We start from the raw sequence: 13400 nt of genomic DNA on the forward strand, positions 1-13400 counted from the left end.
CTCAAAGCAAGCTCTGGCCAGCCGGAACGGTTTGCATCACGATAGCCGCTAATATTGCTGAAACAGCAATCCTTGGTTTCGACGCCTGTATTCCAGACAGCATTATCGGTGTCGTAGTCGACAGTTCTCTGGCTAACAACAAGTTCCTTCTATATCTTCTAAAAAGCTTCAAGGCTCATTTGCAGGCGCAGGGCAAAGGAAGCGCACAGGACAACATCAACATGGGTACGTTTGAGAGTCAGCCGTTTCCGTTCCCGGCACTCAGCGTCCAGAACGAAATTGTCGCTACTCTCGATATGCTCGTCGATGGAGCCCAACGCCTCGAATCCCTCTATCGCCGCAAGCTCGCCGCCCTGGACGCTCTGAAACGGTCGCTACTCCACCGGGCCTTCACCGGCCAACTCTGATCAGGGTTACGCCCCCGCCGTATACTTCGGATTCGAAACACGTATGCCGGTCCACTACCATCTCGGGAAATTCCCTCCCAGGAACATCGATTGGCACAGACTGATCCCGCTGATTGGGCCGGCGAGCGCAGGGCTAGCCCGCTACGACGGGTTGCTCTCGGCCATACCGAACGCGCAAGTTCTCCTGTCGCCGCTGACGACGCAAGAGGCTGTGTTGTCCTCGAAAATTGAGGGGACGCAGGTGACTATCGGCGAAGTCCTGGAGATCGAGGCCGGCGGCGAGTCCGAACGATTGACCCAGCCAAAGCGTGACGACGCGGAGGAAGTCCTCAACTACCGGCAGGCGATGCGTGCCTGCGTCACCGCCATGCAGCATCGGCCTCTCTCCCAGCAATTGATGAGATCGGCTCACAGCCTGCTGATGCAAGGGGTCCGTGGGCGTGACAAGTCGCCCGGCAGCTATCGTAAGGAGCAGAACTGGATCGGACCGAAGGGTTGCGCCATAGAGGAAGCAAGCTTCGTGCCCGCTGCGACGGAGCATTTGCAGTCCGGCATGGATTCGTGGGAGCAGTATCTGGGAAGCGTGGCTGAACCCGATAAGCTGACTCAACTCGCGATCCTCCACGTGGAGTTCGAGGCTTTGCACCCCTTCCAGGATGGAAACGGGAGGCTGGGTCGAATGCTGATTCCGCTTTTTCTCTACCAGCACAAGCTTCTCGCGAGTCCTGATTTTTACATGAGTGGCTACCTGGAGGTCAACCGAGAGGAGTACTGCGAACGATTGTGTGCGGTTTCGCGGGACGATGACTGGACGGGATGGTGCGCGTTCTTTCTCAAAGGCGTTGAAAGACAAGCTTTTGAGAACGAGCGCAAGGCCCGGGAAATCCTCAAACTGTACGAGCGATTGAAAGTCGATGTCGTTGAGTTGACCCACTCGCAACACTCGATCCGAGCAGTCGATTTCATTTTCCAAAGTCCTATTTTCCCCTCAACGCTCTTCACGGCTCACTCGGAGATCCCAAAAGCTACCGCTGCTCGCATCCTACGCCTTCTGCGAGAGCGAGGAGTCCTCGCAACCCTGCGCGAGGGGCGAGGGAGGCAACCCGGGATTTACGCTTTTCGCGAGTTGTTGAACATTGCGGAAGGGAAAGACGTTCTTTGAGTCTCAGCGACGAACGACAACAGACCTTGTGTGCCACAAAATCTATTTCGTGAGACGCAAGGCGTGGTGTCGCTAATTCGTGAGACGCAAGGTGCACTCCGTGAGCCACCCATGAACGAAGCCGAAACCCGCGCTGAACACATCGACCTCGCGTTGGCTGCTGCCGGCTGGGGTGCTGTCGCGGGGAGTCGTATCCGGCGAGAGTATCCGATCGCCCCGGGACGGCTCGAAGGTTCAGGACGGCGAGGCAGGGGTCTCTCGGCCGACTATGTGCTGGAGTACCGCAACACCAAGCTGGCGATCGTCGAGGCCAAGGCGTGGGGCGAGGCGCTCACCGAAGGGGTGGCCCAGGCGAAGAACTACGCCGGCAAGCTGGCGATCCGGTTCGCCTACGCCACGAACGGCCGGGGCGTCTACGGCATCGACATGCAGGAGGGGACCGAGGGCGAGCGGCCCGGCTACCCGACGCCCGAGGAACTCTGGGCCCGCACCTTCGCCGTGCCGAACGCCTGGCGCGACCGCTTCGCCGCCGTACCATTCGAGGACCGGGGCGGTTTCTACCAGGGCCGCTATTACCAGGACATCGCCATCGGCCGCGTGCTTGAGGCCGTCGGCAACGGCGCCTCGCGCATCCTGCTGACCCTGGCCACCGGCACCGGCAAGACGTTCATCGCCTTCCAGGTCGCCTGGAAGCTGTTCCAGGCCCGCTGGAACCTCTCGGGCGAGCCGACCCGCCGCCCCCGCATCCTCTTCCTGGCCGACCGCAACATCCTGGCCGATCAGGCGTACAACGCCTTCTCGGCCTTCCCCGAGGATGCGCTGGTCCGGATCGAGCCGGACGAGATCCGGAAGAAGGGCCGGGTGCCCAAGAACGGCAACCTGTTCTTCACCATCTTCCAGACCTTCCTGAGCGGCCCCCCGAAGGACGGCCAGCCCTCCCCCTATTTCGGCGACTACCCGCCCGACTTCTTCGACTTCGTCGTCGTTGACGAATGCCATCGCGGCGGCGCGAACGACGAGAGCACCTGGCGCGGTATCCTCGACCACTTCGCCCCGGCCGTCCAGCTCGGCCTGACCGCCACCCCCAAGCGCGACCAGAACGTCGATACCTACGACTATTTCGGCGAGCCGGTTTTCATCTACTCCCTGAAGGACGGCATCAACGACGGCTTCCTGACCCCCTTCAAGGTCAAGCAGATTTCGACCACGCTCGACGAGTACGTCTACACGCCCGACGACACGCTGATCGAGGGCGAGATCGAGGCCGGCAAGCGGTACACCGAGGCCGATTTCAACAAGATCATCGAGATCAAGGAGCGGGAGTCCTATCGGGTCAAGCTGTTCCTGGAGCAGATCAACCCGAACGAGAAGACGCTGGTCTTCTGCGCCACCCAATTGCACGCCCTGGCCGTCCGTGACCTCATCAACCAGATGAAGACGAGCCGCGATCCAAACTACTGCCACCGGGTCACGTCGCATGACGGCAAGCTGGGCGAGCAGCACCTCCGCGCCTTCCAGGACAACGAGAAGACGATCCCGACGATCCTGACGACCTCGCAGAAACTCTCGACCGGGGTCGACGCGCGTAACGTCCGGAACATCGTCCTGATGCGCCCGGTCAACTCGATCATCGAATTCAAGCAGATCATCGGGCGGGGAACCCGGCTGTTCGAGGGCAAGGATTACTTCACGATCTACGACTTCGTCCGGGCCCACGTCCACTTCGCAGATCCCGAGTGGGATGGCGAACCCCTGGACCCCGAGCCGAGCCCCGATCCGGTCGTCCGCCCTCCGGGCCCGCCCGCTCTCCCCGAGGGCGGGGGCGACGGCGGCACGCGCCCCGGTCGGGCGAAGGTCAAGCTGGCGGACGGGAAGGCCCGGACCATCCAGCACATGATGATGACGACCTTCTGGCATCCCGACGGCACGCCCATGTCGGCGCAGCAGTTCATGGAAACGCTGTTCGGCAAGCTCCCCGAGTTTTTCAAGGACGAGGCCGAACTCCGCGCGATCTGGAGCGATCCCGAGACCCGCAAGCGGCTCTTGCAAGGGCTCACCGAGCACGGTTTCGGCCGCGACCAACTGGCCGAGATGCAGCGGATCATCGACGCCGAGAACAGCGACCTGTTCGACGTGCTGGCCCACGTCGCCTACGCCATCCCCCCCCAGACCCGCGCGGACCGCGCCGCGAATGCCAGGATGGCGCTCGATGCCTCGTTCACGGACAAGCAGAAAGCCTTCCTCGACTTCGTGCTGTCCCATTACGTGAGCGTCGGGGTTGAAGAACTCGATCTCGACAAGCTCACGCCCTTGCTCCGCATCCGCTATCACGGCTCCATTGCCGATGCCCTGGCCGACCTCGGCCGGCCCGCCGAGATCAGCAAGTTTTTTAGCGAGTTTCAGAGGCATCTCTATCCCGACCCTTCGGCGTGGCCGCACCCTCCGACTTCCGCTCCCCCTTCTCGGACCTCTCCGAGACCATGATCCCACGCAGCAACTCCTCAATAGAACCAAATCACCTTCTCGCTCTCGCGATTGTCTCGTCTTATCTGCATGCTTCACAGGTTGCTTTGGGAGACACGTCGCCAACAATAGATTGAGAAGGCGGAGAGCCTGTAAACGGATGGCTGAAAAGACAACATTTTAAATTCACGGGTCCTTCCCGAACCGATTTCCAGGAGACTCCAAGGGGAACAGTCACGGGGTACAAGAGACTTTCTTTTTGGATGAAATAACCCAGCTTAACAGGGGAGGGGGCAATGAGGACGAGGCGTGATGAATCCCGGTATCGGGGGCTCTTGGAGCGGTCGCTCGCCGAACAATGGTGGAGGGCACGTCCGGACAAACTCATTCGCGGCCTGTGGGAACGGTTGAACCAGACGCAGAAGGCCGAATTCCTGGCCTGGGTCTGGAGCGACTCGCCGCAACCGGCATTGGAACCGGAAGAGGCCAAACACGCCGAAGAGGACATTCAGCGCAGGGCCTCTCAGGTCATCTGGGACGAAGCGCAGGCCGCCCGGAAGGCGTCGCCGGAGTGGCACCGGATCAACGTGCAGGTTGAGCGGCCTTTCTCTCGTTCCTGACACGGTTCGCTTCCTTCCGACTTCGCGAGGTTTGCGAGAGGCCGGGGCCAGCCCTCTTTGCCCCATCGCACGCGATCCCCTGGGAAGGTTGACAAGTTTCCAGTTAGAATGACTGGCATCGGGTAGCCGCACGGGTTGCAAACCGGGTGGCTCGATGCGGCCGGTCGGGATGGTGTTGCACTCATCGCCAGTCCCGGCCGGCCGGCCCGGTGTGGTGAGTGCATCTCATGTCCGAGACAGACGCCCCCGTCGGCGATCCCCTGAAACAGGGGATCGGTCATCTCCTGCGAACCGTCCCCGAGACATGGGCGGAGTTCGATCCGGATTCGCTGAGCGAGTCGGAAGAACAAGCCCTCATGCTTCTCACGGCCGCCGGGATGATCGGCCGACGCGTCACGTTCCGGCTCCAGATGTTCGGGCACTCCGAGGCCGTGGAAGCGACAATCAGCCTGACCGGGGAATATGGCCTCGTCGAGGCGATGGATTCCCTGTCGTCCGGCATGTGGGACGTTTGGCGCGACATCTTCGAGCGGCGGAAGGCCGGCGATCAGAAGGACGAACCCGCGTTCCATTGCGAGCGAGTCGGCAAAGAACAGTGGCGATTGACCGATCAAGGCGTCCTGGCTCGGAGCGACTTGAACGAAGGCGAAGAATCGCGCGTGTTCGACTTCGTGTTGCGTCGAGGATTCTTCAACGGGCAACCCCGATTGATGCCCGATGGTCGTCTCAGCCAACGCCTCCCCGTGGCCGGCAAGGGCAAGCTGGAACGGATGCGACGGGTGAAACCTGAGACTGACACGGCCGGGGTGAGCATCACAAATTGGGACGCCGGCGCCCAAGCCTTCGCATCGGCCTTCGAGGCATTCCTCAAGGCGAAGGCTCCGGAAGTATTGGCGAACCCGGCGCCCGATCCCATTCCCCCGGGGACCGTCCCGACGCCCGAGGCCGCCCCACAGGGGGCCAGGAAACCTCGAACGAGGCACCGCCCCCGGAATCAAGGAAAAGCCGATCAGTGCGTCGGGGTCTACCTTGGATACCTTGAGCGCAACGAGTGCCCGCCTGGCCCGACCGAGATCGCCGCCGAAGTGGGTTGCTCGGTTGCAACCGCAAGTCGGGCGATCCAGCGATGGGAAGAGAAACGAAAAGCGATGGCCCGGGACGAGGCGCGGGGGCGATACCGCGATCAAGCATGACGTTGCGTAACGTTACGCAACCTTGATTTCCAAGCGGCGCAAGGGCTTGCGACAAAATCGGCCGGATGTTGTGCAATCCGGCCCTTCGGGTGAGGCCGCCACGTGGGAGCGGCCCGACCCGAGGACATACGACATGAAGACGCACAGGCTTGCCGATCCGCCCGTCTCGGATCGGACCTTCAAGGCCGCCGGCCTCTTCGCCCGGCTGGCCGACGCGATGGACCGGAGCGACCTGGCCGCCGCCGCTGACGCCCAAAAGGAACTGGCTCGACTTGGCTACGTCGTCCGCATCGGCGCGGAGTCGATCGTCCAGCCTCGCTTGCAGCCCTACGCCCCCGCCGACGAGGCCGACGGCCGGGGGGTGCGATGATGGGACGCCCCGAACCGCAGAAGGCCCCCACGGGGCCGCACGAGCCCGCCGTCGGACGCCTGGCCTATCGCTTGGATGAACTGGCCGATGCCCTCGGGGTGAGCCGTCGGACCCTGGAACGCCTGCGATCCGCCGGCCGATTCCCGAAGCCCGATCGCGTGGTCGGTCGGATGCCATTGTGGGCACCGGAGACGATCCGACGATGGATCGAAGGGGGTGGCTCATGAACACTCCGCCCCTTCACGTCGCCGAGCCATCCCCCGAGAACATCGCGGCCTGGCTCCGCCCGCTGGTCGAGCCCGGCAGCGTCATCGAATTGCGGGTGCTCGGAGTGATCGACAATCCGAATTATCCCGCGTTCACCGTGGCCGGGTACTTCGATTCGGACCACCTCGACCCGTTGGCCAAGGTCGCGCTTGCCTGGACCCCGAAGGCCGAGGGAGTGTATGTCACGATCAACCCCCTCGTGCCCGACATGCTCGCCTTGGCCAGCAATCGGGTGAAGCGGAAGCCCAAGACGACGGCCGCCGATGAGCATGTGCTCCACCGAATCGGCCTCGTCTTCGATGCCGACCCGAGGCGCTCGCCTTCGGGGATTTCAAGCTCCGACGAGGAGAAGGCCCGCGCCTGGGAGCGGATCATCGCCCTCCGCGATGACCTGACCGCCCGGGGGTGGCCGCCCCCGATCCTGGCCGACTCGGGCAACGGCTATCACTTGCGTTACCGGGTCGATCTGCCGAGCGATGACGGGGGCCTCATCGCTCGGGCCTTGAAGGCCGCCGACGCGCAATTCTCCGACGATCGGGTCCAGATCGACGCGAAGTTGTTCAACCCGGCCCGGGTCATCAAGCTGTATGGCTCGATGGCTCGCAAGGGGGACTCGACGCCGAACCGGCCCCATCGGTGGACCGCTGTTTTTGAAGGCCCGACGAGCCGGGGTGATTTTCACGTCGTCCCCCGGGAGTTGCTCGAAGCGCTGGCGTCGGAGGCCCCGTCGCCCGCTGATCGGGAATCGAACGTCTGGAGCATGACCGCCGGGACCGGCGCGGCCGATCGTGCCCGATCCTATATCTTTGCCCCCGGCTTCCCGGACGCGGTCGAAGGGGAGAACGGACACGGACGGCTCTATCACGTCGCTTGCGTGCTCGTCGATGGGTTCGGACTGTCCGAGGCCGACGCCTACCCGATTTTCGCGGAGTGGAACGAGGCGAAGGCCAGGCCGCCCGAGTCGGAGAAGCAGTTGCGCCACAAGCTGGCCGACGCGGTGAAGAACCATCCAAGCCCGTCCTGCAAGCTCCTGAACGCCCCGAGGCCGGATCGGGAGGGATCGGATTCGGGTCGAGAGGGCGAGAGCACCGGCCAATCAGGGGGGCCGGAGATCGCCTATCAGCGCCTCGAAGTGAACCAGTGCGTCATGGCGGTCGATCGCCCCGGGGCACCGAATTATGGATTCGTGCTCTCCGACGATTGGGATTGGGCCACCGTCGTCTTCCGGCCCGGTGAGGAAGGCGAGGCGGAGGTCCGCATCCATAAATCGGATCTCCGCTTGCAGGACGGGACACCCCTCGAACTCGGCGACGAGGGCGCCCAACCGGAATTGCTCACGACCTGCATGGCCGACATCAAGGCCGAGCCGGTCAAGTTCCTCGTCCCCGTCGTGATCCCGAGGGGGAAGCTGGTCACGGCCGCCGGGCTCGGCGGGGCCGGCAAGGGGATGTTCTGGTCGGCCCTCGTCGCGGACCTGACGCAAGGCCGCCCGACGCTCGGCCTAGACTACGACCCGCCCCCGCCCTGCGACGTGCTCTTGCTGGGCTGCGAGGATGGCTCGGCCGACACGATCAAGCCGCGACTGCTCGCCAACGATGCCGACGTACGGCGGGTCCACACGCTCGACGGGGTGAAGGACGCGAAGGGGAACTCGGCCCCGTTCTCCCTGGCCCAACTGGCGCCGCTCGACGCCTACCTGGCACGTCGGCCCGAGGTGAAGCTGGTCATCATCGACCCGATCACCGGCTACATCGGCGCGGCGGGAATCCGGGACCATCACGACGCGGAACTACGCTCGATCCTCGAACCGCTGGCCAAGCTGGCGAACGATCGCGGGGTGACGATCCTGACCGTCAAGCACCTGAACAAGGACGAGGCGAAGACGGTCGCCAGCCGGGTCGGCGGCTCGATCGCCTACGTCAACGTCCCCCGCGCCTGCTTCGCCATCGCCAGCGACCCCGCAGACGACTCTCGGCGCGTGCTGGCCCCGTTCAAGTGGAACCTGAACGTCCCCCGGCCGTCGTCGATCGGGTGGACCCTGGAATCTCCCCCTCCCGATCAGGTGGCCGCGATCCTGGCCGAATCCGACCACCTGAGCGAGGCCGACCGCGACGAACTCGGACGCCAGCTCTTCCGCCTGAACTGGTCGGGGCCCGTCGACATCTCCGCCGACGACCTGTTGCAGACCGCCGCCCGATCCGGCAAGGCGAAGAATCAAGGCGAGATCGACCGCGCCGCCGATTGGCTCCGCGAACGGTTGAAGGACGGGCCGGCGAGTTCCATCACCTGCGCGAGGGAAGGCGACGAGGCCATCGGTCGAGCCTTCCCCGAGCCAGGCCCCGAGCTGATCGGTGACGAACTGAACAAGCAAGTCCTCGGGCGCGTGAAATGGTGGCGCGAGACGATCCTCAAGAAACGCCTCGGAGGAGAATCGAAGCGAGCCGGGTTTAACGGCCCCTATTTCTTCCGACTTCCCAATTCACCCTGGCCCCCGTCGCCCGAGGCCATCCTGGAGGCGGAGCGGGTGAACGAGGCCGCCATGCCCTCGGGCCTCGAAGCGCTCCATTCCGGGCCGGACGATGCCCGCATCTGGACGATGCAAGCCACGGGAACCCCCGTGGAAGCCGTGGAAGCCGTGGAAGGCCCTTTATGGGACGAGGACACCACGAACCGGCTTCCACGGGCCGAAATTGCTCGAACTGGCCATTCCGCCCTATCCGTCGTGGCCCCGGATGACTCTCCAGACACGCGCCCCCGTGGAAGCCATCCCGTGGAAGCCGCCCCCCTTAAAGGGGACTCCACGGCTTCCACGGACTCCACGGGCGATCCCCTCCCAGCGTCCGAGGGTTAGCCGATGACCGTCCGAGACGATCAGACCTCTTGTGAACAAACGTATTGAGCCATTCCGTCAATGACCGTACAATCACGACAAGCAACGTCTGCTTGCGCCAGCAAGCGACACAGGCGGAGGATAACGACCGATGGCATCGTTCAGGAAGCGCGGCAAGGTCTGGTATTTCCGCTACACCGATGCCGACGGGGTGAAGCGGGAGGCGAAGGGATGCCCGGATCGTCGGATGACCGAGGAAATGGCCAGGGAGGCGGAGTCGAAGGCCGCCCGGCAACGCGCCGGACTGATCGACCCGAAGGCCGAACGCTTGGCTGTCGCGGAGCGTCGGCCGATCCTCGATCACCTGGACGACTTCATCGCGGCCCTGACCGCGAAGGGGGGTGATCCTAAGCATGTTCGCCAGACGCGGACCTACGCGAGCCGGATCATCGAATGGGGGGCGATCCGCTCCATTTCCGAGGTGGCACCGTCGACGGTCATGATCGCCCTCGGGGAGTTGAAGGCAGAGAACCGGTCGGCCCGGACGCTGAATGCCCACCTGACGGCAATCCGGCAATTCTCCCGATGGTTGCATCGGGACGGGCGGAGCCTGGACAACCCCCTTGCCGGGATGAGCAAGTTCTCCGAGGCCGCCGATCGTCGGCATGATCGACGAACGCTCTCGGTCGAAGAACTCCGCAAGCTGATCGAATCTGCCCACCGGGGAGAGTCGTACCGGAAGATGACCGGCCCGGCCCGCGCCCTCTGCTACCGGCTGGCGGTCGCGACGGGCCTACGGTTCTCGGAACTGGCCAGCATCACGCCCGGATCGTTCGACCTGGACTCCAAATCTCCCACGGTGACGGTGGCCGCCGCCTACACCAAGAACGGGGAACCGGCCACGCTGCCCTTGCCCCACGACCTGGCCGAAGACCTGGCCCCTCACATGGCGACAATCGCACCCGAGGCCCCCGCATTCCCCCTCCCGGACAAGGGGGCTGCGATGCTCCGGATCGACCTGGAAGCCGCCGGGATCGCCTACCGGGACGACTCGGGCCTCGTGTTCGACTTCCACGCCTTGCGGTGCCAGTGTGCCACCCTGGCCGATGCCGCTGGCGTCTCGCCCCGAGTCGTCCAACGCCTCATGAGGCATTCAACCCTGGAACTGACCGGACGCTACACGAGGCCCCGGACGGTCGATCTGGAGCAGGCCGCCCGGTCGATTCCCTCAATCCGACCCGAGTCCCCCGAGCGTGATTCAGCCCGTGCAACGGGGACGGATGGACAACCTATCAGCGAACGCTTTGCCCACTATTTGCCCACCGAAGGGGACGGATCGAGTCGGCCCGAGTCGGATGCCGTCGCAACCCTTCATCTGAACGGTGCCGTGGACGATCGGCGCAAAGAGAAACCCGAGACGGGTTTAGACGCCTCGGGTCGGGATGAGTCGGCCAGTGTCACAAGTGCCTCCCGAAGGACTCGAACCTTCAACCCGCTGATTAAGAGTCAGCTGCTCTGCCGATTGAGCTAGAGAGGCATGGGTGGTGAAGGAATTGGATCTTACGGGTTTGGGGCTGAGGGTTCAAGGGAGTTGTGGGAGCAAAGGGGGAGGATTTTGGAGGAAAAAAGGGGGCCGCCGGTGAGGGAGGCCCCCGGAAGAGGGGGGGTTAGCGGATGCGGAGGGTGCGGAGGTCTTCGTAGGTCTTGCCGAACATGTCGGTGGTGCGGATGCGGAGGGCGTGGGTGCCGGGAGCAGGATCGGCGGGGAGGGTGCCGCGCCAGATGTGGGGGGAGGTGATGACGTTCGGCAGCTTGCGGCCGGGGGGAGGGGTGTCGCTCTCCTCAAGGGCCTTCATGCGGAGGTAGTAGGGGTCCTCGACGGCGGCGCGTTCGAGAGGGAGCCAGGTGCCGGTATCGCCGAAGGACATCTCGACGGTCGAGCGCTCCGAGCCGCCGAAGACGTTGACCAGGACCTCGGTCGACGAGGCGTCGGCCGAGGCGACTTCCTCGGGGGCGAAGATGGTCATCTGGTGGCTGGCCGGAAGGCGGGCGGCGCGGAACTCGATGTCGTAGTTCTGGCCGTCGAAGGTGAAGACCGAATAGCCGTTCGGGGCACCGTCGCGCATCGTGGTGTGAGGAATGCCCAGCTCGTTCGGGGCGCCGCCCCACCAACTGCCGCAGGTGGTGACGTTGATGACGTGGTGGTGCGGCTCGGCGCCGTGGAAGTCGTCCTCTTCACCAATGAAGACGTGTTCCTGATAGTGCGTGTGGGCCGAGACGGACAGGGCGAACGGGCGTTGCTCGATCAGGCGGTACAGCTCGTGGCGGTCCTCAACGTTGACCAGGGGGATGTGCATCATCAGGACGATGAGCTGATCTTCGGGGATCATCGCCAGGTCGTTGCGGATGAACTCCATCTGCCGCTCGCCGAGTCCGCCGGTGTAGCGACCGCGGCCGCCCTCCTCGGGGATGAACCACTTGATGTCGTCGAGCACCATGAAGTGGACCGGCCCGTGGTCGAAGGAGTAGTACGAAGGGCCGTAGATCCGTTCATAGGTCTCGTCCGAAAGCTCGTCGTTCGGCGCATCCTGGTTGGTGTCGTGGTTGCCGATGACGTTGTACCAGGGAAGGCCGAGCAGGGCGATGGCCTGGTTCAGGGGCTTCATGACCGAGAGGTCGTCGAAGACGATGTCGCCGAGCGTCACGCCGAATGAGGCGTCGGTGCCTTCGGCGAGGATTGGCTCGATGATGTCGTGGGCGATGTATTCGACTTCCTGGATGTTCCTCGGCTGAGTGTCGCCGAAGAACAGGGCGCGGAAGACGTCGGGCTCGGCCTGGGGAGACAAGGGGAAGTCGACCGAGTCGGGCAGGGGGCCGGTCGGCTCGACACCGGGGAAGCGTGATTCGGGGGAACCGGCCGGCTTGTGGATGTAGTAGAACTGCGGCAGGTTGTCCTCATTCAGAGGGGTCATCCAGCCTCGGGGCTTGAGGACAAAGAGGATCGTGTCGTCGTCGATCGGCAGCGTGTAGCGGCCGTCGGCGTCGGTCTTGACGATGTCTCGGCCGTTGGAAACCTTGATCTCGGGGATGCCTTCCTCGTTGTCGCCGCGGAGTCCGTCGCCGTCGCGGTCGTGGAAGACGATGCCGGTGGCGGTCGTCGGCGCGTCGGACGGGGTTTCGTCGTCGGCGCGCAGGACGGGAGCCAGCAGCGCGGGCAGGGCAACCATCAGGGGGATTCGGAAGCGATGGAGGATGGTCACGGAGCACTCCTGATCGTGGGCAGGTGCAAGGCAATCGCGGAGAGGTCGGGGCGTCCGGTTCGGGGCCCGTTGTCTTGAAACCGAGGGCGGATCGTACCACGATTTCAAGAGGATCGCATGATCCTGGCATGTTCGATGGATGCAGACGACGATCGGCTCCGGATCGAGGGATCGGGGTCGCAAGGCTCATCGAAGGGAGATGCGGGGGGCTCAGCGAACCTCTGGGCCGTGTTCCGAGCCCCGAGGCGGGGCGATCGGGCGGCCGGAGGGGGGCGAAGGGGCCTCATTCGCGGGGCGAGCGGCCTCGGTGCGCCCGTCGGTGCGCCCCAGGGTGCGCGGATCGGGGGAGGAGGAGGCGTCGGGCGAGGGATTGCGGATCTCGCTGACCGATTGTGGGTTACGGCGATCTTCGGGCGAGGATTCGGGGGCCGGAGGTGGTTCGTTTCGGGAATCGGGCGGGGGAGGGACGAAGGCGGGACGCTCGGCGTGATGCGTGCGGGAGGTTTGCATCATCTTCTGCTCGCGGGCGTCGTTCTTGGAGCGTTCGGAGCGGAGGCGGGTCAGGGCGTTGAGGGATTTGTGGAAGTCGCGGAAGGCGTCGCGGCGGTAACGGTGGCGAAGCTGGCCGTCCTTGGAGGTATCGACGAGCGAGGCAACCTCGATGGCCTCGGCCTCGGGGCGGTCGAGGTCGTCCCAGACGAGCGGGCGGAGGGTTTCGAGCCGGGCGATGGTGGCGGTGACGAGGGCGAGCAGGCGAGAACGGGCGTCGGGGCATGAGGGAGTGCCGGCGGTGGGGAAGTAGGCGAGACGGGCATCGCGCCAGAGCAA

At 64.4% G+C, this 13400-nt stretch carries 9 protein-coding genes, 1 tRNA gene and 2 pseudogenes; 9 read left to right on the forward strand and 3 right to left on the reverse strand.

What is annotated here, in order from left to right; all coding sequences use genetic code 11:
* The 9 genes and pseudogenes from GA615_RS26700 to GA615_RS28810 form a co-directional block, all read left to right on the forward strand.
* Positions 1-407, forward strand: a 407-nt coding sequence (locus GA615_RS26700) for a restriction endonuclease subunit S (protein WP_201750341.1), incomplete at its 5' end; no start/stop codon positions are given.
* A gap of 43 nt (positions 408-450) precedes the next feature.
* Complete coding sequence (locus GA615_RS26705; RefSeq protein WP_152054408.1) at positions 451-1569, forward strand: Fic family protein; 1119 nt, start codon at positions 451-453, stop codon at positions 1567-1569.
* Positions 1570-1680: 111 nt separating this feature from the next.
* A complete protein-coding gene (gene hsdR, locus GA615_RS26710; RefSeq protein WP_152054409.1) occupies positions 1681-4053 on the forward strand; it encodes an EcoAI/FtnUII family type I restriction enzme subunit R in 2373 nt (790 codons plus the stop codon).
* Positions 4054-4367: 314 nt separating this feature from the next.
* Positions 4368-4652, forward strand: coding sequence for a hypothetical protein (locus tag GA615_RS26715; RefSeq protein ID WP_152054410.1), 285 nt, complete (start codon positions 4368-4370; stop codon positions 4650-4652).
* 227 nt (positions 4653-4879) lie between these two features.
* Positions 4880-5845 carry a hypothetical protein gene (locus tag GA615_RS26720; protein ID WP_152054411.1) on the forward strand — a complete coding sequence of 322 codons (966 nt, stop codon included), beginning with the start codon at positions 4880-4882 and terminating at the stop codon, positions 5843-5845.
* Between the two features lie 133 nt (positions 5846-5978).
* Positions 5979-6215, forward strand: a complete 237-nt coding sequence (locus GA615_RS26725; RefSeq protein ID WP_152054412.1) for a hypothetical protein — start codon at positions 5979-5981, stop codon at positions 6213-6215.
* The gene (locus tag GA615_RS26730) at positions 6212-6442 is read left to right on the forward strand and encodes a helix-turn-helix transcriptional regulator (RefSeq protein ID WP_152054413.1); all 231 of its coding nucleotides are present in this window, start codon (positions 6212-6214) and stop codon (positions 6440-6442) included. Before GA615_RS26725 ends, GA615_RS26730 begins: the two co-directional genes overlap by 4 nt.
* Positions 6439-9333 (forward strand): AAA family ATPase, encoded by a 2895-nt coding sequence (locus GA615_RS26735; RefSeq protein WP_161602589.1) that lies wholly within the window; start codon positions 6439-6441, stop codon positions 9331-9333. The genes GA615_RS26730 and GA615_RS26735 overlap by 4 nt, the downstream gene beginning before the upstream one ends.
* Before the next feature lie 610 nt (positions 9334-9943).
* A pseudogene (locus GA615_RS28810) lies at positions 9944-10489 on the forward strand (tyrosine-type recombinase/integrase); the annotation flags it as partial.
* A gap of 287 nt (positions 10490-10776) precedes the next feature.
* On the opposite strand, the gene GA615_RS26745 reads toward GA615_RS28810, so the two are convergent.
* From GA615_RS26745 to GA615_RS27670, 3 genes and pseudogenes are all read right to left on the reverse strand, one after another.
* Positions 10777-10849, reverse strand: a tRNA-Lys gene (locus GA615_RS26745).
* A 130-nt stretch (positions 10850-10979) separates the two neighbouring features.
* Positions 10980-12572 (reverse strand): calcineurin-like phosphoesterase C-terminal domain-containing protein, encoded by a 1593-nt coding sequence (locus GA615_RS26750; protein ID WP_235905689.1) that lies wholly within the window; start codon positions 12570-12572, stop codon positions 10980-10982.
* A 210-nt stretch (positions 12573-12782) separates the two neighbouring features.
* A pseudogene (locus GA615_RS27670) lies at positions 12783-13400 on the reverse strand (hypothetical protein); the annotation flags it as partial.

Origin of the sequence: Tautonia marina (genome assembly GCF_009177065.1) — a bacterium.
In the GTDB taxonomy this organism is placed as follows: Bacteria; Planctomycetota; Planctomycetia; order Isosphaerales; family Isosphaeraceae; genus Tautonia; species Tautonia marina.